This window comes from Burkholderia sp. BCC1993, from assembly GCF_905339865.1.
GTDB lineage: Bacteria > Pseudomonadota > Gammaproteobacteria > Burkholderiales > Burkholderiaceae > Burkholderia.
The window spans coordinates 209,235-230,111 of the sequence record NZ_CAJPGZ010000005.1; the positions used below are offsets into that span (position 1 = coordinate 209,235).

Genomic DNA, 20,877 nt, shown 5'->3' on the forward strand with positions numbered 1-20,877 from the left:
GGCGGCCGGGGCCGCGATACGACAATCGGGAACAAACGATCACAATTGAGCACACATTTGCCGCAGATTCAGGACAGTGCTGCCGCATCGTCGTACCTAGACTTCGGGCTCCGTCACTCTTGTCTCGACATCGTGAGTCCATCCTTCCGCTCGCTACGCTCGCTGCGCTATTGCATGCCGCTTGCCGGCCTGACCCTTGCCGCCGTTGCCCACGCCGAAAACCAGTACGCGATATCGCTCGGCGGCGGGTTTGCTCCGCGCTACCAGGGCAGCAACCAGTATCGCGCCGTCGTCGCGCCGTCGTTCTCCGCGATGTTCGGCAACGGGTTCTTCATCGACACGGCAGCCGGCGCCGGCTACCGGTTGAACCTGCCGAACGGGGCGTTCGTGTCGGCAGCGCTCGGCTATGCCGCTGGCCGTTCCGACGAAAACCGTTTCGACCTGGCGGGTTCGGATCACCTGAAGGGGATGGGCCGGATCCCCGGCTCGGTGCTCGTCGGCATGCGTGCGGGCGTGCAGTTGCTCGATGGCGGCGAACTGAGCGTCGCCATCGATGCGCCGGTCACGCATACGTCGCGCGGCTTGTCCGGCCACGTCGATCTCGCGGTGCCGGTATTCAAGGCCGGCCGCCACGATATTGTCGTGACCGGCAGCGTGCATGCCGGCACAGGGCGCTACATGCAGACGTTCTACGGCGTGACCGACGCGCAGTCGGCGGCGAGCGGCTTCAGGCCGTATTCGACGAGCGGCGGGGTCGACAGCGCAACGCTGTCGCTCGCATGGAACTGGGGCGTGTCGCGGCACTGGTCGGTGCATGCGACCAGCGGCTTCACGCGGCTGCTCGGACGCTACGGCGACAGCCCGATCGTCCAGACGCGCAGCAACTACTACGGCATGGCCGGCGTGACGTACAAGTTCTGACGCGGCCGGCATGATTCGCCAGTTCCTCGTACGGGGAGCACGACTTCGCCGCGGATCGGTGCGGTAACATGAAGGCGGCTTCGGCTTCGGCTTCGGCTTCGGCTTCGGCTTCGGCTTCGGCTTCGGCTTCGGCTTCGGCGTCAGGCTGTCGAGGCGACTGTGCGGAGCCGATTCGACTCGAACGGATCGCGCAATGCGGTGCTTTACCGGCCGGTGGCGCGCAGAACCCATCATGGATCCAACGCCCGGTGCGTGCGCACGTCCCGCACTTGCTGCGCCGGGCCGCGACAGGGAGAAACCGATGAAGAACACGATCGCGATGCTCGTAGCACTCGTTGCGAGCGCAACCTTTGCGGGATGTGCGGACATGAACACGAAGCACCCCAATGCCACGGCCGGCGGCGCGGTGACGAACCTCGCGCCGTCGGGCGCCGTGAACGCGTGCAAGGCGGACGCCACGCCGGACGACGCGCTGATCGGCAAGACCGAGGCCGATGCGGCCGCACTGCTCGATGGCTGCCTGTGGCGCGTGCTCGAGCGCGACGGCCAGTCGTTGCCGGGCACGATGGACTATCGCCAGGAGCGCCGCGACCTCGGCATTCGCGACGGCAAGGTGATCTGGGTGCGGCGCGGGTGAGGGATCGCCCGAGCGTTACTTCGAGATATACCAGAGCGCGTCGGTGCTGACGCGTGCGCCCGGCTTCGTCGCGGCGGGCGCCTGAGGTGTCGCAACGGGCGGCGGCGTGTTCGACGTCACTGCGGTGGGCCATGTCGCGGGCGTGTTCGACGCGGTCGATGCCGTCGCCGTATTGGCCGGACTCGAGGTTGCCGCCGAACCCGACGTGGACGCCGTGTCGATATACCAAAGCGCATCGGCCGATGCGGTGCGCTTGGCCGCTGCATTGGCGGTGTGTTTGGATGCGGGCGCCGTCGCCGCTGTCGCTGCCGTGGAGACCGTCGCCCCCGAACGCTGCGTGCCCGCTGCGGCTCCCGCGCCCGCCTGCGCGGTCGTCCCCGTCGTGCCGCGCTGCGCGCGCGCCTCGAACGGCCCGAGCTGGAAGATTAACGTTTGCGCGGGACGTGTCAGAACGGCATACGGGAACTGCAGCTCCCACGACATCAGCACGCGGCCCGACGACGTCTCGGTGAAGATCGCCGGCACGTGCTTCATGTCGCTGAACTGCACGTAGATCCGCGCGCCGTCGTCGAACACCTGGGTCGGCTTGGCCTGGTCGGCACCCGTGACGGTCCAGCCGAAGTTGTACGTGCCGGCCGGGCCGGCTGGCCCGCCTTGCGGTTGCGGCGGCGGCGCGGCCGGCGCGAGCGTGCGGGGCCGCGCGACCGGCGGTGCAGACACGCTCAGGCTCGCGAACGGGTTGTACGCCTGCACCTGTTGCGGCGGCGTGAAGGAGGGCGGAAGGATGGGCATGGGAGTATCCGGCGAATCCGGCATGGTCCGGATTGCATCATAGACCTTGCGCGCATACGCGAGGCGCTTGTCGGGCGACGCGGCGTTGTACGCGCCGATCGCGTTCCAGTTGGCGCCGAGCTGGCGGATGTTCTGCGACAGGATCCACGCGCCGACGTACGCGTTGGTGCACGCATCGAACAGGCTTTCCCGCGTGATGCCTTCGCGCGCGAGCGTCGGCAGCCAGGTGCTGTTGATCTGCATCAGGCCGATGTCGACGGTGCCGTTCGTGTTCGTGTTGACGGCGTTCGGATTCATCCCCGATTCGACCTGTGCGATGCCGCGCAACAGGCTCACGCTCACTTTCTGGAACGTGGCCGCGTCGTCGAGGCAGTCGGCCCGCGCGAACCCGTGCAGCGCGCACGACAACATGATCGTCGTGGCGATCTTCGGCGTGGCGTGGCTGATCGAACGGGCAGTCTGACGCGGCATGGCAGGATGGGGCGGAATCCGGCCGCCCGGTGCAAGGAAATTACGCAGACGCGAAGTGTGCCATAGCGCGCAGGCAAATGGCTCGCGTCAAACTTTCCTTTGCATTTGCCGCGGATTTTCGCCGCCACCGGTATCCACGCGTGACAGGATGGAATCGGTAAAAAGGGCCGATTATCGTGCGCATGCCGGCGTGCGGCCGCTATCGGAATACTGACGCCACGCGTCAATTGCGCGGCGAATGCGGCAATGAATGGTGCAATGAAACGCGCGATGAAAGGCGCGGCCGCCGGTGCGCGGGGCGTGGAAACGGCGACGGCGGCCGTAGCCGCCGTGTCGGTGCATCCTCGATTCCCGAAATCCGGTAACGACCGGCCGGCCGCGCGATGCCTCACGCAGCCGGCCGTCGTCGATCAGAAGCGGTGACGCAGGCCGAGGTTGACCATCGTCTGCGAGCTCGTGCCCGCATAGCCGTACGAACCGATCGACGCCTGCGCGGCCATCGACCCGCCGTTGCCGTCGCCCGTCTGGCCGCTCGCGTGCTGGTACGCGGCGGTGAGGTACACGTCGGTGCGCTTCGACAGCGTATAGTCCGCGCCGGCCGACACCTGGTGATAGGTCGCCGACGTATCGCCGCCCGAGCGCGTGTAGCTGTAGCCGAGCCCGACGAGCAGCGCATTGGTCGCCTGGTAGTTCACGAAGCCTTGCCCGGTGTTGTAGTGCTCGTTCGAGTTGAACACCGAGCTCGCGTCGCGGCGGTACTGCGCGTTGCTGTAGCCGAGGCCGAACGTGAACGGGCCGGCCACATACTGGCCCGCGATGCGGGCGATGCCGATCGAATGCGCGCTCGCATAGCCGGTGTTGATCGGGCCGTCGAAGGTGCCGTCCGACGAGCTGGTCCAGCCGTTGCGCAGCCCGTTCGACGCGGGGCTGTTGGTCGCGTGGAAGTACCCGCCCGCGACGCTGAACGGCCCGTTGTTGTACGACACGGCGGCCGAATACGACTGCGCGGCGCCGGTGCTGCCGGCGATGCCGCCGAACGAGTACATCGCCGAGAACTGCAGGCCCGAATACACGGCCGACGTGTACTTCACCGCGTTGTCGACGCGGAAGCTGTTGTCGTAGTTGTCGACGTCGCCCGGCGTCGCGAACGCGCTGCCGAGATAGTTGTCGGCGGTGATGCCCTGCACGAGGTCGATGAGCGGATCGTACTGGCGGCCGAACGTGAGCGTGCCGTAGCGGTCGCTCGACAGCCCGACGAACGCCTGCCGGCCGAACAGGCGGCCGCCCTGGCCCTGCCGGCCGCTGCTCGGGTCGAAGCCGTTCTCGAGCTGGAACAGCGCCTTCAGCCCGCCGCCGAGATCCTCGCTGCCTTTCACGCCCCAGCGGCTGCCGGAGAGATTGCCTGCGCTGCTGTTGCCGAGCATCCACGCGTTGTCCTTGCCCTGCGCGTGATTCACGTACGTGATCGACGTGTCGATCACGCCATACAGCGTGACGCTCGACTGCGCATGCGCGGCGGGCATCGCCGCGAACGACGCGAGCGAAATCAGCGAGAGGGTCGTGCGTTTCATTTCATCTCCTTGCGATTGGCCTGTTTTCTTGAACCGGAATGGCAGGAGACTACCGAGCCGCCAACGAACGGCAAAAATGAAATTCTCCGATGTGACCTAAAGCAGACATATGCATGCTGCGGCAATGTCCATTGAGAGATTCACATTATTGATAATTATGTATCAATCGATTTGAATTTTGAGATGGCGCGACCGGCGTATTGCCGGAATCGTGATAATTCCGCACGATTTCCAGTCGGATTTCGACGACGATGCATGGGTCGTCGATTCATCAATTGATTATTTAACGAATCGAATCGTGTGATGCGGGCCGAGTGTGTTATCGCGCGCACTGCGCGAGTGATGCGAGTGATTTGAGCGTGATGCAGCGCGCCCGCGCGCACCGTCAGCGGCGATCGGAACGGAGTGCGAGAATGCTGGCCTCGGCCGGCACGCGTCGTGCCGCTCACCAGGGAACCCGCATGGACAGTCACATCGCTCCGGTGGAGCTGAAGAAAGCCTACCGTCTTCTCAACCACGGCCCGACCGTGCTCGTGTCGGCCCGCCACGACGGCGTCGACAACGTGATGGCCGCCGCGTGGGCCTGCGCACTCGATTTCCTGCCGCCGAAGCTGACGGTCGTGCTCGACAAGTCCGCGAAGACGCGCGAGCTGGTCGAGCGCAGCGGCACCTTCGTGATCCAGGTGCCGACGGCCGCGCAGCTGCAGCTCACGCATGCGGTCGGCAGCCACAGTCTCGCCGAGCGGCCGGACAAGTTGCGCGAGGCCGGCGTCACGTTGTTCGACGTCGCCGGCCACGACCTGCCGTTCGTCGCCGGCTGCTCGGGCTGGCTCGCGTGCAAGCTGATTCCCGAGCCGCACAACCAGCAGACCTACGACCTGTTCATCGGCGAGGTGGTCGGCGCATGGTCCGACACGCGCGTGTTCCGCGACGGTCACTGGTATTTCGAATCGGCCGATCCGGCGCTGCGCAGCCTGCACTACATCGCGGGCGGCAATTTCTATGCGATCGGCGAATCGCTGCACGTCGATCCTGACGCGCAGTAGGCAGAAAGCGGGCTTTCGTTCGCGATCCGGGCGCGCGGTTCACGCGCGCTTTTTCAATTCCGCCAGCATCACGTCGGCGAACGCCTGCGCGACGCGCGACAGCGTGCGCCCGCGCTTCGCGACGAGCGCGATCGGCCGCACGAACGCCGGGTCGTCGATCGGCTTCGCAACGAGATCCGGCTCCGCGCGCACCTCGCGCGCGGCGGCCGGCAGGATCGTCACGCCGAGGCCGCCGCGCACCATCGCGACGGCCGTCATCATGTAGGTCGGTTCGCACGCGATGTCGGGCGTGCAGCCGGCCGCTTCCAGCGCGGCATCGACGACGCTGCGCACGCTCGTGCCCTGTGCGGTCAGCACGAGCGGCACGGCGGCGACGTCGGCGGTGCGCACGCGCCGCTTGCGCGCGAGCGGATGATCCTTCGGGCACACGGCGACGAGCCGGTCGGCGCCCGCGTACAGCACATCCAGCGACGCATCGAACGCGTCGCCGCCGGTCAGCCCGAGATCGGCTTCCTCGTTGCGCACCAGCGCGGTGACGAGGCTCGCGACGCCGTCGCGAATGTCGAAGCCCGCGCGCGGCACGTCGCGCCGGAACGACTGGATCAACTCCGGCAGCAGGCTGGACGCAAACGTCGGCAGGCACGCGAGCCGCACCGTGCCGCTCGCGCCTTCGCCGAGCGCCCGCGCATCGCGCAGCACGCGCTCCATGTCGTCGAGCGAGCGCTGCAGCAGCGGCAGCAGTTCGCGCCCCGTCTGCGTGAGCGCGACGCTGCGGCTGTTGCGGTCGAACAGCCGCGCGCCGACGATGTCCTCGAGCCGGCGGATCTGCACGGTCAGCGCCGGCTGCGACAGGTGCAGCCGCGCGGCGGCGCGCGTGAAGTTGCCGGCATGCGCGACGGTGACGAACGCGCGAATGTCGCGAAGGTTCAGATCCATAACGGTTCGTGATTGCTGCGATCAAATCATTTCAATTGTGCTATCGCTGCGCCGACCTTACGCTCGTCTCCAACAAAAGACAAGGTAGGAGACACCGATGCTGCCGTTACTCGGGCTGGGCACGATCGTCGTGCTGCTGGCCGCGATTCTGTCCAAGCGCATGTCGCCGCTCGTGGCACTGATCATCGTGCCGATCGCGGCGTCGCTGATCGGCGGCTTCGGGCTGCATACCAGCAAGTTCGTGATCGACGGGCTGAAGGGCCTCGCGCCCGTGGTCGGGATGTTCGTGTTCGCGATCCTCTATTTCGGAACGATCACCGACGCCGGCACGCTCGACCCGATCATCGACCGCATCCTGCGCGCGGTCGGCACGCGGCCCACGCGCATCGTGATGGGCACGACGCTGCTCGCGTTGCTGATCCACCTCGACGGCTCGGGCGCCGTCTGCTTTCTCGTGACGATTCCCGCGGTGCTGCCGCTGTACGACCGCCTGAAGATGGACCGGCGCGTGCTGGCCGCGGCGGTGTCGATGGCCGCGGGGATCAACTTCCTGCCGTGGACGGGGCCGATGATCCGTGCGTCGGCCTCGCTGCACCTGCCGGTGTCGGCGCTGTTCAATCCGCTGATTCCGGTGCAGGCGATCGGGCTCGTGTTCGTGTTCGGCGTCGCGTACTGGCTCGGGCGGCGCGAGGAGAAGCGGCTCGGCCTGTCGCGCGACGATGCGTCGATTCCGCTGCCGACCCGCGAGCTGACGCCCGACGAGCAGGCGCTGCGCCGGCCGCACCTGTTCTGGTTCAACCTGCTGCTGACGTTCGTCGTGCTCGGCACGATGGTCGTGATGGGCGAGAAGATCCCGCCGGCGATCATGTTCATGGTCGGGCTGTGCGTCGCGCTGCTGGTGAACTACCCGGACGTCGACATGCAGAGGAAGCGCATCGACGCGCATGCGCGCGCGGCGCTGATGATGGCCGGCATCCTGCTCGCGGCCGGCGTGTTCACCGGGATCATGCAGGGCAGCGGGATGCTGAAGGCGATGGCGCAGGCGGCGGTCGGCTTCGTGCCGCCGTCGATGGCCGGCCACATTCCGGTCGCGCTCGGCCTGGCGTCGATGCCGCTCAGCATGCTGTTCGATCCCGATTCGTTCTACTTCGGCGTGCTGCCGGTGATCGCTGAAGTGGCCGGCCAGCTCGGCGTGCCGGCCGTGCAGGTGGGGCAGGCCGCGCTGCTCGGCCAGATGACGACCGGGTTTCCGGTCAGCCCGCTGACGCCCGCGACGTTCCTCGTCGTCGGCCTGTGCGGCATCGAGCTGGCCGAGCACCAGAAGTTCACGTTCCCGCTGCTGTTCGGCGCCTCGATCGTGATGACGATCGCGTGCGTCGTGCTGGGCGTCTTTTGATTTTTTTCCCGGCGCGCGAGCGCCGGATCTCGGTACCGACATGACAGCAAAGCCATCACACGAACGGCGCGTGCGCATCGGCGCGGGCGCCGGCTACTCGGGCGACCGGATCGAGCCCGCGGTCGAACTGGCCGAACACGGGCAGCTCGACTATCTCGTCTTCGAATGCCTGGCCGAGCGCACGATCGCGCTCGCGCAGCAGGCGCGGCGCAAGGATCCGGCGCTCGGCTACGATCCGCTGCTCGACGCGCGCATGCATGCCGTGCTGCCGGTGGCGGCGGACAAGCGCGTGCGGATCGTGTCGAACATGGGCGCGGCGAACCCGCGCGCGGCCGCGCGGCGCACCGCGCGGATCGCGCAGTCGCTCGGCCTCGCGGGGCTGAAGGTCGCGGCGGTCGAAGGCGACGACGTGCTCGACGTCGTGCTGCGCGGCGCGTTCCGCTTCGAGGAGTCGGGCGACGAAGTCGCCGCGTATCGCGACCGCATCGTGTCCGCGAACGCGTATCTCGGCGCCGCGCCGATCGTCGATGCGCTCGCGGCCGGCGCGGACGTCGTGCTGACCGGGCGCGTCGCCGATCCGTCGCTGTTCGCCGCGCCGCTGATCCACGCGTTCGGCTGGCGGATGGACGACTGGGACACGCTCGGGGCCGCGACGGTCGTCGGCCATCTGCTCGAATGCGCGGGGCAGGTGACGGGCGGCTATTTCGCCGACCCCGGCTACAAGGACGTGCCGAATCTCGCGCGGCTCGGATTCCCGATCGGCGAGGTCGCGGCCGACGGCTCGGTCGTGATCACCAAGGTGCCGCATGCGGGCGGCCGCGTGAGCGCGGCGACCTGCAAGGAACAGCTGCTGTACGAGATTCACGATCCGGCGCGCTACCTGCAGCCCGACGTCGTCGCGGATTTCACGCGCGTGGCGGTTGCGGAGGCGGCGCCGGACCGCGTGCGCGTGACGGGCGGGCGCGGCAGCGCACGCACCGCGACGCTGAAGGTGTCGGTCGCGTACGTCGACGGCCATATCGGCGAAGGACAGATCTCGTACGGCGGGCCGGGCGCGCTGGAGCGCGCGCGGCTCGCGCTCGACATCGTCCGCGAGCGGATCGCGCTGACGGGCGTGGCCGCGACCGAACTGCGTTTCGATTTGATCGGCGTGGATGCGCTGTACGGCGACGCGACGCCCGCCGTGCGCGGCGAGCCGGCCGAAGTCCGCGTGCGGGTGGCCGGCCGTGCGGCGAGCGCCGCCGAGGCCGCGCGGATCGGCAACGAAGTCGAGACGCTGTATACGAACGGGCCGGCCGGCGGTGGCGGTGCGTTCAAGTCGACGCGCGAGGTGATCGCGGTGCAGTCTGTGCTGCTGCCGCGCACGGCCGTGACGCCGTCGTTTTCTTTCGTGGAGGCCTGATGCAACTACGTGAACTGGCGCATGCGCGCACCGGCGACAAGGGCAATACGCTGAACGTATCGGTCATCTGCCGCGATCCGCGTCACTACGAACACCTGCGCGCGCATCTCGATGCACAGGCGGTGAAGGCGTGGCTCGCGGGCATCGTGCATGGCGACGTCGTGCGCTACGAGCTGCCGGCGCTTGCCGCGTTCAACTTCGTGCTGCGCGATGCGCTCGGCGGCGGCGTCACGCGTTCGCTCGCGCTCGATGCGCACGGCAAGTCGGTCAGTTCGGTGTTGCTGGCGATCGATGTGCCGGAGCCTGAGTGACGACGTGGCGGTGTGCGTCGCCAGCGGGCCGCGTTCGCCGTCAGGTTCATGCTCACGGAATCAACCATTCGCGACGCCCGTCCGCGTGCTCGATGCGTTCGCCCGCGATGTTCAGGCGCTGATCCGCGCGATAGTCGTAGACCGCGCGCGACGCGGCGACCTGGTCGAGATCGAGTTCGACCGTATGGCGCGATTCGCCGTTGCCGGCCTCGAAGATCAGGTTGCCGAACGGATCGGCCGCGAGGCTGCCGCCCGCGAACACGACGTCGTGCGTGCCGGCGCCGACGCGGTTCGCGACGACCGCGAACACCTGGTTTTCCATCGCGCGGGCCGAGACCGACGTGCGGTGCACCTGACGGTACGGCTCCATGTTGCCGTCGGTCACGAGGATCAGCTGCGCGCCGAGCGCCGCGAGCGCGCGGCCGCTTTCCGGGAATTCGCTGTCGTAGCAGATCAAGAGGCCGATCCGCACGCCGCGCCATTCGACGCTCGCGTAGCGGTCGCCCGGCAGCACGATGCCGCGCTCGGACATCCACAGGTGGGTCTTCCGATAGTGCAGCGCGATGCCGTCCGGCGTGACGAACACGGTCGTGTTGTAGAAGCGCCCGCCGTCGTTCTCGATCAGCCCGGCCACTACCGCGACGTTGCGCGCCCGCGCGGCCGCGATCACCGCGCCGATGCTCGGGCCGTCGAGCGGCTCGGCCGCGCGCGCGAGATCGGACGGATCGAGAAAGCCGGTGAGCTGCGCTTCCGGAAACATCACGATGTCGGTGCCGGGCGCGCAGCTCGCGATCGCGTCGAGCGTGCGCCGCAGGTTGTACGGTGTGTCGCCGTCGCGACCGGCGAGCTGGACGATGTCGAGCTTCAGTTTCATGGGTGGGTTGGGCGGCAGTGCCCGCTGCGCGAGGCGGCGGACGAATGGGGATGAGCATGAGTATGCACCGAACGCACCGGATTCCCGTCCCGCCGACGTGTGCCCCGTATTGATCCGCCGGAGTGCATCCCGGTTTTTTTGAAGCGGTCTGACCAGTCCAACTTCAAGTGCGGTCGCGGCGACCTGACCAAGCGGTTGCGGACGGGCGGCATGGCGCCGCCCGCGTGGTGCAGGTCCGGACTACACGTACAGGTAGCGCACGAGGTGGAAGAACACCGGCGCCGCGAAGCAGATCGAGTCGACGCGATCGAGCATCCCGCCGTGGCCCGCGATCATCGAGCCCCAGTCCTTGGTGCCGAGCGAGCGCTTCACGGCCGACAGCACGAGGCCGCCGACGAAGCCCGCGATCACGATCGCGAGCGAGATCCCGAACGCCGCGCCGAAGCTGAACGGCGTCACGCGATACAGCGACGCGCCGCACAGCGTCGCGAGCAGGCCGCCGCCGACGAAGCCTTCGACCGTCTTCGACGGCGACAGCTGCGGCGCGATCTTGCGGCGCCCGCACAGCTTGCCGACCACGTATTGCAGCACGTCGCTGATCTGCACGACGAACAGGAAGAAGAACAGCAGCAGCGCGTTCTGCCCGGCGTAGCGCGGAATGTCGAGGATCAGCACGGCCGGCGCGTGGCTCAGCCCGTAGACGCACACCATCAGCGCCCAGTTGATCTTCGCGTTGCGGCTCAGGAATTCGCGCGTGTCCTGCGTGAGCGCCGACACCAGCGACATCGCGAAGAACAGGTGCACCGGCACGAAGATCGAATACATCCCGTACCAGTTGATCCCGAGCAGCAGGTACTGCACCGGAATCGCGACGAAGAACGCGATGAAGAGCGTCGTGTGGTCGCTCGCGGTCGTCGGCGTGAGCGTGATGAACTCGCGCAGCGTCAGGTACGACAGCAGCGCGAACACCAGATACGTGACGTTGTTGCCGAGGCTGATCGCGATGACCATGATCGCGATCATCGCCCACCACGCGCGGATGCGCTGGTTCAGGTTGACGATGGTCGCGCTGGTGCCGCCGCTGCGCGCGCCGAGGATCGCGCCGATCACGGTTGCGAGCACCAGCACGCCGGTGACGCCCGCGACCAGTTCCCAGAAGAGAGTTCGCATGAAGAGGTCCGGAAAAGGGGGAGGAGGGCGCCGCGTTCAGCCGGCCGGCCGCTGCGGCGGCGCGAGCGCGACGATCGCGGCGCGCATGCGGGCGAGGAAGGTCGGCTTGTCTTCGCCGGCGCCGAGCGCATCGTTCGCGCCGAAGTGCACCTTGCAGATCAGCGGCACGGGCCAGATCGCGCCCTTCGGCATGATGCGCTGCAGGTTCTCCAGATAGACCGGCGCGAGCGCGACGTTCGGAAACTCGGTCGCGAGATGGAACAGCCCGCTCTTGAACGGCTGCGGCAACACGTCGGCGCCGCGCGTGCCTTCCGGGAAGATGATGATCGAGTGGCCTTGCCGCAATGCATCGCGCACCGGGTCCAACGGGTCGCCGCCGCTCTCGCGGTGACGGTCGATCAGCACGACGTTCAGCAGCTTCTGCGCGATGTGGCGCTTCAGGTCGCCGCTGTCCCAGTAGTCGCGCGCGGCGACGGGCCGCACGACCGCGCGCACGTCGCGCGGCAGCGCGGCAAGGATCGCGAGCGTGTCGATGTGGCTCGTGTGGTTCGAGAAATAGATCTTCTGCGTCGGGGAAGGCGGCGCCTGATGCCAGACCGGATACGCGCCGGCGACGAGCCGCACGATCGACAGCAGGAAATCGCGCTGCCAGATGTTCAGGATGTTCATCGGCGCCGCGCCTCCTGCGTGCATGCCCGCGCGGCCGCGCAGGCGCGGCGGGCGGAATCCCGGAATGCCGGCGCGGCAGGATGCGCGCCGGACGGCCATTGTTCAAGTTTTTTCAAATTCGTGGCTGCCTGTCGCAGGGCCGCGATCATCGGACGATGCGCCGGCAGATGTTGCGTTGCGGCGAATGCGCCGTTCGACGGCGTGATAATCGGCTGTTGCACGAGCGCCCGGCGACAGTTCGAGTGAATTGCTGCGCTCACGGGCCAGCGGATTATCGCGAGTTTCCGTCGAAAACGCCAGATTGCCCGGCGCGGGGCGCGGCTTGACGCGTCGGGGCCGCTCGGCGACGATTACGACCACCTGTCGAAAGCCGCCGCCGGCGGTTGCGCCGCCCGGGGCATGGCGGCGACGAACATATCCGAACGTGCCGAAACCATAAAACGATGAGCCTCTACGCACTCAAACCGAAATTCCAGAACCGTCTGCGCCCGTTCGCGGATTCGCTTGCCGAACGCGGCGTCACGGCCAACCAGGTCACGCTGTTCGCGGCAGGCGGCTCGATCGTCGTCGGCGCGCTCGCGGGGCTCGGCGTGTTCGCCCGCGTGCTGTTCCTGCTGATCCCGATCTGGCTGTTCGTGCGGATGGCGCTCAACGCGATCGACGGCATGCTCGCCCGCGAGCACGGGCAGAAGAGCACGCTCGGCGCGTACCTGAACGAACTCGGCGACATCGTGTCCGATGTCGCGCTCGTGCTGCCGTTCCTCGCGATTCCCGCGTTCGCGCCGGCAGACGTCTGGCTGTTCGCGCTGACGGCGATCATCGTCGAATGCGCGGGGCTGATCGGCCCGCTCGCCGGCGCGACGCGCCGCTACGACGGCCCGTTCGGCAAGAGCGACCGCGCGCTCGCGCTCGGCGCGTTCGCGCTGTGGATCGGCTTCGGCCTGCCGGTCGGCGGCGTCGCCGCGTGGCTGTGGCGCGTGCTGATCGTGCTGTCGATCGTGACGGCGGTGCGGCGCGTGCAGGCGGGCGTTGCCGAAGCGGGCGGCTGACGGCGGCTGGCGGCCGTGGCGGGACCGGCGCCGGAGGGCGGCGCCGCATGATTCGAATAACGAAACGAGAGAGATCGCATGAGCGCACGCACGGCCCGCGAGGCCGACTTCATCACGCACGACGGCGACACGCTGTTCTATCGTCACTGGCCCGCGACGGGCCCGCGCTGCCGCGGCGCGATCGTGCTGCTGCATCGCGGCCACGAACATTCGGCGCGCGTCGCGCACCTCGTCGACGAACTCGACCTGCCGGACTTCGCGTTCTTCGCCTGGGATGCGCGCGGCCACGGCCGCTCGCCCGGCGCGCGCGGCTACAGCCCGAGCGCGGCCGCATCGGTGCGCGACCTGCAGACCTTCGTCGAGCATATCCGCGACACGCACGGCATCGCGATCACGGACATGGCCGTGGTCGGGCAGAGCGTCGGCGCGGTGCTCGCGGCCACCTGGGTACACGATTACGCGCCGCCGATCCGCTGCCTCGTGGTCGCGTCGCCGGCGTTCCACATCAAGCTCTACGTGCCGTTCGCGCGGCCGGGGCTGCGGCTGATGTACAAGCTGCGCGGGCTGTTCTACGTGAACAGCTACGTGAAACCGAAGTTCCTCACGCACGATCCCGAACGGATCGCGAGCTATGCGGCCGATCCGCTGATCACGCGGCCGATCGCCGTGAACATGCTGCTCGACCTGCACGACACCGCGCAGCGGATCGTCGCCGATGCGGCCGCGATCACCGTGCCGACGCAGCTGCTGATCTCGGGCGCCGACTGGGTCGTGCATCGCGGCCCGCAGGACCGCTTCTTCGAGCGGCTCGGCGCCGCACGCAAGGAGCGCATCGTGCTGCCCGGCTTCTATCACGACACGCTCGGCGAGCGCGACCGCGCGCAGGCGCTCGTGCCGCTGCGTGCGTTCGTGCTGCGCGAGTTCGACACGCCGAGCCCGCGCGTGTCGCTCGCCGACGCCGACCGGCGCGGCGCGTTCCACGATGAATACGCGGCGCTCGGCCGGCCGCCCGCGAACCCGTTCGCACGGGCGTACTGGGCGATCACGCGGGCGGGGCTGAAGGCCGGCGGCATGCTGTCGGACGGCATCGCGCTCGGGCTGCGGCTCGGCTTCGATTCGGGCTCGACGCTCGACTACGTGTACCGCAACCGCGCGCAGGGCCGGCTCGGCGTCGGCGCGCTGATCGACCGCACCTATCTCGATTCGCCGGGCTGGGTCGGCATCCGTCAGCGCAAGGTGCATCTGCAGGAGCTGATCGGCGCGGCGATCGGCCGGCTGCGCGGCCACGGCGAACCGGTGCGGATCGTCGACATCGCGGCCGGGCACGGCCGCTACGTGCTCGACGCGATCGCGACGGCCGCCGAACGCGACGGCGCGGCGCCTGACGGCATCACGCTGCGCGACTACAGCCCGCCGAACGTCGAGGCCGGGCGCGTGCTGATCGCGCAGCGCGGCCTCGAGCCGATCGCGCGCTTCGAGCGCGGCGATGCGTTCGACGAGGCGTCGCTCGCGACGCTCGAGCCGCGCCCGACGCTGGCGATCGTGTCGGGGCTGTATGAGCTGTTCGGCGAGAACGCGCTGATCGAACGCTCGCTGCGCGGGCTCGCGCAGGCGGTGCCGCCCGGCGGCTATCTCGTCTATACCGGACAGCCGTGGCATCCGCAGCTGGAATTCATCGCGCGTGCGCTGAACAATCACCGCGGCGACGCGACCTGGGTGATGCGCCGCCGCTCGCAGGCCGAGATGGACGAGCTCGTCGCGCGCGCGGGCTTTCGCAAGCTCGACCAGCGGATCGACGAGATGGGCATCTTCACGGTCAGCCTCGCGCAGCGGGTCGACGCGTCATGAGCGCGCTCGGCGGCGGCGCGGGCGGCAGTCTGGCCGAGCCGGCGGCCGGCGCGCGCGCCGCGTCGTTCGCGCTGCGCGTCGGCTGGCTCGCGGTGATGGGTGCGGTGTTCTTCTCCACCTACGGCTTCGCGAACTGGCTCGCCGCGCGCCGCGCCGCGGTGCCGACCTTCGCGTTCGGCTGGGAACACGCGATTCCGTTCGTGCCGTGGACCATCGTGCCGTACTGGTCGATCGACCTGCTGTACGCGCTGTCGTTCCTCTTCTGGACCCGGCGCGACGATCTGCTCGATCACGTGAAGCGGCTGTTGACCGTGCAACTGGTGTCGGTCGCGTGCTTCATCGCGTGGCCGCTGCGCTTCGGCTTCGAGCGGCCCGATGCGGGCGGCGTGGCCGGCGCGTTGTTCACGCTGCTGATGGGGTTCGACAAGCCGTTCAACCAGGCGCCGTCGCTGCACATCGGCCTGCTCGTCGTGCTGTGGGCCGTCTATGCGAAGCAGTTGCGCGGCACGGCGGCGCGCATCGTGCTGCATCCATGGTTCGCGGCGATCGGCGTGTCGGTGCTGACGACCTACCAGCATCATGCGATCGACGTGCCGACCGGTGCGGCCGTCGGCTGTCTGGCGCTGTTCCTGTTTCCGCTGCGTGACGCCGCGGGGCGGCTGCCGGGTGCGACCGGCTCGCCGTCCGCCGCCGGCCGCGCGCTCGCGCGTCGCTATGCGCTCGGTGCGGCACTGGTCGCGCTCGTCGCGCTTGGCTGCGTGTCGCGTGCGCCGGGCCTGGCATTGGCGGCCGGGTGGGGCGTGCTGGCGCTGGCGTGCGTCGCGTGGATCTACCGGCGCGGCGCGCCCGGTGCGTTCCAGAAGGACGACGCGGGCCGTTTCCCGGTGTTCATCCGCTGGCTGCTCGCGCCGACGATCGCCGGTGCCTTCATCAATTCACGGTTGTGGACGTTCCGGCAGCCCGCGCCGGTGCGGATCGACGAACGCGTGTCGGTCGGCCGCACGCCGACCACGCGCGAGATGCGACGCCACGGCTTCACGGCGCTCGTCGACCTGACGGCCGAGATGCCGCGCTGGGCCGCGGCCGACCCGTCGGTCGTGTATGCGACGGTGCCGCAGCTCGACCTCGTCGCGCCCAGCGCCGCGCAGCTCGCGGCGGCCGTCGCGGCGCTCGAACGCCTGCACGCCGAAGGGCGCGACGTGCTGGTCTGCTGCGCGCTCGGCTATGGGCGCAGTGTGTTGTGCGCAGCTGCATGGCTCGCCGCGCGGCGCGGGCTGGCCGACGCGCGCGACGCGCTCGCGGTAGTCCGGACGGTGCGGCCGCGCGCGGTCTGGTCGGACGCCGGCGTGGTCGTGCTGCAGGACTGGATCGACCGCCGCCGCATGACGGGCGAGGCATGATGCGCGACGCGTCCGCACCGTTCCGGATCGCCGCCGCGCGCGGTGCGCTCGACGCGGGCGCATGGGCGATCGCGGCCGCGCTGGCCGCGGCCGGCACGGGCTGGTGGATCGCGGCGGGCTGGGCGCCGGCAACGTTCGCGCGCGTGCTGCTGGCCGCGATCAGCACCGGGTCGGGGATTGCCGCGCTGTGGTACGCGGTGCGCATCGAGATCGACCGGCGGTTGTTCGCCGCGTTGGCGCGCACGGCGTCGGGCGACGCGTCGGTCGACGACAGGCTGGCCGCGCTCGATCGCGCGCTCGCCGAGCTCGGCTGGATCGATGCGGGGAAGGCCGGACGCGCGCTCGACGCGCGCGTGCGCGGCGCGGTCGGGTTGTGCCGGGCCGGTGTGCTGGTCGCGATCGTGCAGTGGATCGTGGTCGGGGTGGCGATCGCGGTGCCGCAGTCCGGTTAGCCGGGCGTGAGCGGCCCGGCTGGCCGAATGGGCCGGGCGTCGCACGTCACGCGTGGCACGCCCGCTGCGGCCGCGTGCGCTTCACTTCGTACATCGCCTGGTCCGCATGCTCGATCAGCGCGTTCATGTCGGTGCCGTCTTCGGGCAGCATCGCGACGCCGACACTGACGCCGAGCCGCAGCGGCTGACCCTCGAACTCGAACGGTTCGGCGACCTGCCGGGCGAGCCGTGCGCGTTGTGCGTCGATGTCGTCGCGGCTGCCGACGTTCGGCAGGATCACCGCGAACTCGTCGCCGCCCACCCGTGCGACCGTATCCGAGCGCCGCACGGCGCCCAGCATCCGCGTGGCGGCCTCGCGCAGCGCGGCGTCGCCCGCGCGGTGGCCGTAGCCGTCGTTGATCGGCTTGAGCCCGTCCATGTCGATGTTGAGGATGCCGAGCCGGCCGTTCGCGCGCAGCGCCGTGTGCATCGACTGGCGCAGGCGGTCGTAGAACAGCGCGCGGTTCGGCAGGCCGGTGAGCGCGTCGTGCGTCGCGCGCAGGTACAGCTCGTTCGCCTCGTTGCGCGCCGCGTGGAACATCGCGGCGGCGATCAGGTCGGCCGTGAGCCGCAGCGTGCCGGCGTCGGCGGCCGAGAAGCCGTCGACCTCCGGCGACATCACCTTCAGCACGCCGACCGTCGTGTCCGCGTGGGTGAGCGGCATCACCAGCATCGAGCGCAGCCCGACGCGGCGGCAGGCATCGCGATCGACGCGCGGGTCGGTTTCCGAGTCCATGCAGCGCAGCAATTCGCCGCGCGTCACGCACAGGCCCGACAGGCTGCCCGAGCGGCGCAGCCGCAGCCCGAGCATCCCGGCGGCGGAGCCCGACGCGGCGCGGTACACCATGTCGTCGCCTTCGGCGAATTCGACCGCCGCACCGCTCGCGCCCGTGAGTTGCGGCACCTGCTCGGTCACATAAGCCATCACGCTGCCGAGGTCGAGGCCGAGTTTCGCGATCTCGGTCTGCGTGGCGATGATGCGCAGCAGCGTGTCGGGGGACGGGGTGGCGGTGTCGACGATTTGATCCAAGTCAGTTTTCCATGAAGAAAGCCCGGCACGCGGCGCCGGCTTGCGGTAGCATACGCGCCGCCCACGCGGCAGCGCGTTCCGGGCGGCCCGCAAGGGGTCGCATCCGGCATCCGGTATCCGGACGGTTCGCAAGTGCGACGGTTCGCCGATCCGGCGGCGTCGGCAGTATGCCGATCGGTCCGGCCGGCAGCAACGGCGTAATTCTTGCCATTCAATCGCCGCACGCAGTATTTCCGACCGTATTGAGTTGTTTTTCGCTTCGTCAGCGCGAATCAGGGTGAGTTTTGTCCTTATTTTGAGATAGTGTGACGAATGTGCGAGCGCCGGTGCCAGGCGCACACCGTCCGACGGACCGGCAGCGGAAGAATTCGCCGCGTCGTTTCGATAAATGCATTCAGGCCAGACTTTGAGGGGAAGCAGTGGGGATGTGCACTCACGGGCATAGCTGCTTTGGGCGCGTCGATTGCGGCGCGCTTGATCACCGGACGACCACGACGATGCGGAGCCGCGCATGAAGCCGGCCGTGTCGCTGTTCGTCCTGTCGCTCGCCACATTCGGCGCGTTTCATGCGGCCGCGCTGTCGGCCGCGCCGATGCCGGCCGCGTCGGCATCCGTTTCGGGGACTGTTTCGGCGACCGCTTCGGCGTCCGCCGGCAGCCCGGCCACGCCTGCGCTTGCCGGCGGCGTGGCCGCATCGGCCGCGTCGACCGCCGCCAGCACGGCGCCCGCCGGCCTGCCGGCGACGACCGTGCGCCTGCCGTTCGCGTCGCTCGGCGCGTTCGATCCGGTGCACCTGCGCGGCGCCGACGATGCGCGCACGATCCATGCGGGCGTGCGGCTCGACCGCGTGGTCACCGGCGCGCGGCTGCGCCTGACCTATGCGTATTCCCCGTCGCTCGTGTTCCCGATGTCGCACCTGAAGGTCTCGGTGAACGACGAGGTGGTCGCGACCGTCCCGTTCGACGCGACGCGCGCGGGCCGCACGGTCACGCAGGACATCCCGATCGATCCGCGCTACTTCTCCGATTTCAACCAGATCGGCCTGCGCCTGATCGCGCACTACTCGCTCGATCACTGCGAGGACCCGTCGAGCTCGGCGCTGTGGGCCGACGTGAGCCCGACGAGCGAGCTGATCCTCGACGAGTCGCCGGTGCGCCTGCCGAACGATCTCGCGCTGCTGCCCGCGCCGTTCTTCGACCGGCGCGACAACGGGCTCTTGCGGCTGCCGTTCGTGCTGCCGGCGTCGCCCGACTCGGCGACGCTGCGCAGCGCCGGCGTGCTCGCGTCGTGGTTCGGCGCGCAGGCCGACTACCGGCAGGCGCGCTTCCCGGTCGCGGCGACGCTGCCGGCCGACGACCAGGCGGTGGTGGTCGGCACGGCCGCGACCTTGCCGGCCGGCCTCGCGCTGCCGTCGGTCAACGGCCCGCTGCTCGCCGTCGCCGACAACCCGGCCGCGCCGGGCCGCAAGCTGCTGGTCGTGACGGGCCGCACGGCGGCCGAGGTCGACGATGCGGTCGCGGCGCTCGTGCTCGGCCGCGCGGCGCTGTCGGGCCCGGCGGCGACGGTCGCGCACGTCGATCTCGGCGCGCCGCGCAAGCCGTACGACGCCCCGCGCTGGCTGCCGGTGAACCGGCCGATCGCGTTCCGCGAACTGGTGTCGGATCCGCGCGAACTCGAAGTGCGCGGCACGTCGCCGGACGCGATCCGGCTGAACCTGCGGGTGCCGGCCGACCTGCATTCGTGGAACGGCTCGGGCGTGCCGATCACGCTGCGCTACCGCTACACGGCGCCGACCGTGCAGGACAACTCGACGCTCGCCGTCGAGATCAACGAACAGCTCGTGAAGTCGTACCGCCTCGGGCCGGCCCATGCCGAAGACGCGCGCGGGCGCATGCAGCTGCCGCTGCTGGCAGTGCCGGAAGGGCGCGTGACGAGCGATGTCGACATCCCGGCGTTCCGCGTCGGCAGCGGCAACCAGCTGCAGTTCCGCTTCACGCTCGACTCGCAGAAGACGGGGCTCTGCGCGAGCACCGCGACCGAGCCGCAGCGCGCGGCGATCGATCCCGATTCGACGATCGACTTCTCGCACTTCGTCCACTACGCGCAGTTGCCGAACCTCGCATTCTTCGCGAACAGCGGCTTCCCGTTCACGCGCTTCGCCGACTTGTCGCAGACGGCGGTCGTGATCCCGGACCGGCCGTCGCCGCAGGAGCTGGAAGCCTACCTGACGATGCTCGGCCACATGGGGCAGTGGACCGGCTTCCCGGCGCTGCGCGTGCAGGTCGCGCGGCCCGGCGACGTCGCCGCGCTGGCGGGCCGCAAGGACCTGCTCGTGATCGACGGCTCGCCCGCGTCGCCGCTGCTGTCGCGCTGGCGCGCGGCGCTGCCGCTGGCGATCGACCAGCAGGCCGGCACGGGCGCGACGCGTGTCGCGTTCTCGGTGAAGGAGCGCTGGCGCAACGGCGTCGGCATGGCCGACGGCGGCGCGCATATCGAACAGACGGGCGCGCTCGCCGCGCTCGCCGGGTTCGAACTGCCGGGCAGCCATGGCCGCAGCGTCGTCGCGCTGACCGCGACCGACCAGACGCGCCTGGCCGACCTGCTGGACGTCTTCGAGAAGCCGGGCCTCGTGTCGCAACTGCAGGGCGACCTCGCGCTGGTGCGGCCGGGACAGGTCGACAGCCTGCGCGTCGGCGATCCGTACGTGGTCGGCTTCGTGCCGTGGTATGCGCGCGTCTGGACGCAAGCGGCGCGGCACCCGGTGGCGCTCGGCGTGGTCGGCGTCGTCGCGGGACTGTTGCTCGCGCTCGGCGTGTTCAGCGTGCTGCAGAAAATCGCCGCGCGCCGCCGGGGGATGTAACGG

General features: G+C 69.4%; 19 protein-coding genes. 11 read left to right on the forward strand and 8 right to left on the reverse strand.

The annotated features are described in order from the left end of the window. Window positions 1-174 precede the first annotated feature (174 nt). Window positions 175-921 carry a MipA/OmpV family protein gene (locus tag U4Y91_RS10030; protein ID WP_321805086.1) on the forward strand — a complete coding sequence of 249 codons (747 nt, stop codon included), beginning with the start codon at window positions 175-177 and terminating at the stop codon, window positions 919-921. A 301-nt stretch (window positions 922-1,222) separates the two neighbouring features. Further along, the gene (locus U4Y91_RS10035) at window positions 1,223-1,558 is read left to right on the forward strand and encodes a hypothetical protein (protein WP_321804931.1); all 336 of its coding nucleotides are present in this window, start codon (window positions 1,223-1,225) and stop codon (window positions 1,556-1,558) included. 15 nt (window positions 1,559-1,573) lie between these two features. Here the strand turns inward: U4Y91_RS10035 and U4Y91_RS10040 are convergent, their stop codons facing one another. Further along, window positions 1,574-2,821: a transglycosylase SLT domain-containing protein gene (locus U4Y91_RS10040; protein WP_321804932.1), complete on the reverse strand. Its 1,248-nt coding sequence runs from the start codon at window positions 2,819-2,821 to the stop codon at window positions 1,574-1,576. A gap of 410 nt (window positions 2,822-3,231) precedes the next feature. Beyond that, window positions 3,232-4,392, reverse strand: a complete 1,161-nt coding sequence (locus tag U4Y91_RS10045; protein WP_321804933.1) for a porin — start codon at window positions 4,390-4,392, stop codon at window positions 3,232-3,234. A gap of 461 nt (window positions 4,393-4,853) precedes the next feature. Between U4Y91_RS10045 and U4Y91_RS10050 the strand changes: the two genes are divergently transcribed. Continuing rightward, window positions 4,854-5,438 (forward strand): flavin reductase family protein, encoded by a 585-nt coding sequence (locus U4Y91_RS10050; RefSeq protein ID WP_321804934.1) that lies wholly within the window; start codon window positions 4,854-4,856, stop codon window positions 5,436-5,438. 39 nt (window positions 5,439-5,477) lie between these two features. Here the strand turns inward: U4Y91_RS10050 and U4Y91_RS10055 are convergent, their stop codons facing one another. Next, entirely contained in the window at window positions 5,478-6,374 is an 897-nt protein-coding gene (locus tag U4Y91_RS10055) for a LysR family transcriptional regulator (protein ID WP_321804935.1), read from the reverse strand. A 97-nt stretch (window positions 6,375-6,471) separates the two neighbouring features. On the opposite strand from U4Y91_RS10055, the gene U4Y91_RS10060 reads away from it, so the two are divergent. The 3 genes from U4Y91_RS10060 to U4Y91_RS10070 are packed head-to-tail and all read left to right on the forward strand — an operon-like array spanning window position 6,472 to window position 9,483. After that, window positions 6,472-7,770: a citrate:proton symporter gene (locus U4Y91_RS10060; protein WP_321804936.1), complete on the forward strand. Its 1,299-nt coding sequence runs from the start codon at window positions 6,472-6,474 to the stop codon at window positions 7,768-7,770. 40 nt (window positions 7,771-7,810) lie between these two features. Continuing rightward, window positions 7,811-9,172 carry an acyclic terpene utilization AtuA family protein gene (locus tag U4Y91_RS10065; protein WP_321804937.1) on the forward strand — a complete coding sequence of 454 codons (1,362 nt, stop codon included), beginning with the start codon at window positions 7,811-7,813 and terminating at the stop codon, window positions 9,170-9,172. Then, window positions 9,172-9,483 (forward strand): hypothetical protein, encoded by a 312-nt coding sequence (locus U4Y91_RS10070; protein WP_321804938.1) that lies wholly within the window; start codon window positions 9,172-9,174, stop codon window positions 9,481-9,483. Before U4Y91_RS10065 ends, U4Y91_RS10070 begins: the two co-directional genes overlap by 1 nt. Before the next feature lie 52 nt (window positions 9,484-9,535). On the opposite strand, the gene U4Y91_RS10075 is transcribed toward U4Y91_RS10070, so the two are convergent. From U4Y91_RS10075 to U4Y91_RS10090, 4 genes are all read right to left on the reverse strand, one after another. Beyond that, the gene (locus U4Y91_RS10075) at window positions 9,536-10,357 is read right to left on the reverse strand and encodes a carbon-nitrogen hydrolase family protein (protein ID WP_321804939.1); all 822 of its coding nucleotides are present in this window, start codon (window positions 10,355-10,357) and stop codon (window positions 9,536-9,538) included. A gap of 240 nt (window positions 10,358-10,597) precedes the next feature. After that, window positions 10,598-11,527 (reverse strand): phosphatidate cytidylyltransferase, encoded by a 930-nt coding sequence (locus U4Y91_RS10080; protein WP_321804940.1) that lies wholly within the window; start codon window positions 11,525-11,527, stop codon window positions 10,598-10,600. Between the two features lie 36 nt (window positions 11,528-11,563). Beyond that, window positions 11,564-12,196: a lysophospholipid acyltransferase family protein gene (locus U4Y91_RS10085; RefSeq protein ID WP_321804941.1), complete on the reverse strand. Its 633-nt coding sequence runs from the start codon at window positions 12,194-12,196 to the stop codon at window positions 11,564-11,566. A 102-nt stretch (window positions 12,197-12,298) separates the two neighbouring features. Next, window positions 12,299-12,655, reverse strand: coding sequence for a hypothetical protein (locus U4Y91_RS10090; RefSeq protein ID WP_321804942.1), 357 nt, complete (start codon window positions 12,653-12,655; stop codon window positions 12,299-12,301). On the opposite strand from U4Y91_RS10090, the gene U4Y91_RS10095 reads away from it, so the two are divergent. The 4 genes from U4Y91_RS10095 to U4Y91_RS10110 all read left to right on the forward strand — a co-directional run bounded on the left by U4Y91_RS10095 (window position 12,640) and on the right by U4Y91_RS10110 (window position 16,945). Then, window positions 12,640-13,245, forward strand: coding sequence for a CDP-alcohol phosphatidyltransferase family protein (locus U4Y91_RS10095; RefSeq protein WP_124489496.1), 606 nt, complete (start codon window positions 12,640-12,642; stop codon window positions 13,243-13,245). The genes U4Y91_RS10090 and U4Y91_RS10095 overlap by 16 nt on opposite strands. A gap of 78 nt (window positions 13,246-13,323) precedes the next feature. Then, the gene (locus U4Y91_RS10100) at window positions 13,324-15,093 is read left to right on the forward strand and encodes a bifunctional alpha/beta hydrolase/class I SAM-dependent methyltransferase (protein WP_321804943.1); all 1,770 of its coding nucleotides are present in this window, start codon (window positions 13,324-13,326) and stop codon (window positions 15,091-15,093) included. After that, window positions 15,090-16,493 carry a phosphatase PAP2/dual specificity phosphatase family protein gene (locus U4Y91_RS10105; protein ID WP_321804944.1) on the forward strand — a complete coding sequence of 468 codons (1,404 nt, stop codon included), beginning with the start codon at window positions 15,090-15,092 and terminating at the stop codon, window positions 16,491-16,493. Before U4Y91_RS10100 ends, U4Y91_RS10105 begins: the two co-directional genes overlap by 4 nt. Then, complete coding sequence (locus tag U4Y91_RS10110) at window positions 16,493-16,945, forward strand: hypothetical protein (RefSeq protein ID WP_321805087.1); 453 nt, start codon at window positions 16,493-16,495, stop codon at window positions 16,943-16,945. Before U4Y91_RS10105 ends, U4Y91_RS10110 begins: the two co-directional genes overlap by 1 nt. A gap of 46 nt (window positions 16,946-16,991) precedes the next feature. Here U4Y91_RS10110 and U4Y91_RS10115 read toward each other — a convergent pair whose 3' ends face one another. Then, the gene (locus tag U4Y91_RS10115) at window positions 16,992-18,014 is read right to left on the reverse strand and encodes a sensor domain-containing diguanylate cyclase (protein WP_321804945.1); all 1,023 of its coding nucleotides are present in this window, start codon (window positions 18,012-18,014) and stop codon (window positions 16,992-16,994) included. 511 nt (window positions 18,015-18,525) lie between these two features. Between U4Y91_RS10115 and bcsB the strand changes: the two genes are divergently transcribed. Beyond that, on the forward strand, window positions 18,526-20,874 hold the full coding sequence (gene bcsB, locus U4Y91_RS10120; protein ID WP_321804946.1) for a cellulose biosynthesis cyclic di-GMP-binding regulatory protein BcsB: 2,349 nt from the start codon (window positions 18,526-18,528) through the stop codon (window positions 20,872-20,874). The last annotated feature ends 3 nt before the right edge of the window (window positions 20,875-20,877 follow it).

Excerpts from the sequence above, each read along its gene's own strand:
- U4Y91_RS10030 (WP_321805086.1), top strand. The coding sequence starts at position 175 with ATGCCGCTTGCCGGCCTGACCCTTGCCGCCGTTGCCCACGCCGAAAAC.
- U4Y91_RS10035 (WP_321804931.1), top strand. The coding sequence starts at position 1,223 with ATGAAGAACACGATCGCGATGCTCGTAGCACTCGTTGCGAGCGCAACC.
- U4Y91_RS10040 (WP_321804932.1), bottom strand. The coding sequence starts at position 2,821 with ATGCCGCGTCAGACTGCCCGTTCGATCAGCCACGCCACGCCGAAGATC.
- U4Y91_RS10045 (WP_321804933.1), bottom strand. The coding sequence starts at position 4,392 with ATGAAACGCACGACCCTCTCGCTGATTTCGCTCGCGTCGTTCGCGGCG.
- U4Y91_RS10050 (WP_321804934.1), top strand. The coding sequence starts at position 4,854 with ATGGACAGTCACATCGCTCCGGTGGAGCTGAAGAAAGCCTACCGTCTT.
- U4Y91_RS10055 (WP_321804935.1), bottom strand. The coding sequence starts at position 6,374 with ATGGATCTGAACCTTCGCGACATTCGCGCGTTCGTCACCGTCGCGCAT.
- U4Y91_RS10060 (WP_321804936.1), top strand. The coding sequence starts at position 6,472 with ATGCTGCCGTTACTCGGGCTGGGCACGATCGTCGTGCTGCTGGCCGCG.
- U4Y91_RS10065 (WP_321804937.1), top strand. The coding sequence starts at position 7,811 with ATGACAGCAAAGCCATCACACGAACGGCGCGTGCGCATCGGCGCGGGC.
- U4Y91_RS10070 (WP_321804938.1), top strand. The coding sequence starts at position 9,172 with ATGCAACTACGTGAACTGGCGCATGCGCGCACCGGCGACAAGGGCAAT.
- U4Y91_RS10075 (WP_321804939.1), bottom strand. The coding sequence starts at position 10,357 with ATGAAACTGAAGCTCGACATCGTCCAGCTCGCCGGTCGCGACGGCGAC.
- U4Y91_RS10080 (WP_321804940.1), bottom strand. The coding sequence starts at position 11,527 with ATGCGAACTCTCTTCTGGGAACTGGTCGCGGGCGTCACCGGCGTGCTG.
- U4Y91_RS10085 (WP_321804941.1), bottom strand. The coding sequence starts at position 12,196 with ATGAACATCCTGAACATCTGGCAGCGCGATTTCCTGCTGTCGATCGTG.
- U4Y91_RS10095 (WP_124489496.1), top strand. The coding sequence starts at position 12,640 with ATGAGCCTCTACGCACTCAAACCGAAATTCCAGAACCGTCTGCGCCCG.
- U4Y91_RS10100 (WP_321804943.1), top strand. The coding sequence starts at position 13,324 with ATGAGCGCACGCACGGCCCGCGAGGCCGACTTCATCACGCACGACGGC.
- U4Y91_RS10105 (WP_321804944.1), top strand. The coding sequence starts at position 15,090 with ATGAGCGCGCTCGGCGGCGGCGCGGGCGGCAGTCTGGCCGAGCCGGCG.
- U4Y91_RS10110 (WP_321805087.1), top strand. The coding sequence starts at position 16,493 with ATGCGCGACGCGTCCGCACCGTTCCGGATCGCCGCCGCGCGCGGTGCG.
- bcsB (WP_321804946.1), top strand. The coding sequence starts at position 18,526 with ATGAAGCCGGCCGTGTCGCTGTTCGTCCTGTCGCTCGCCACATTCGGC.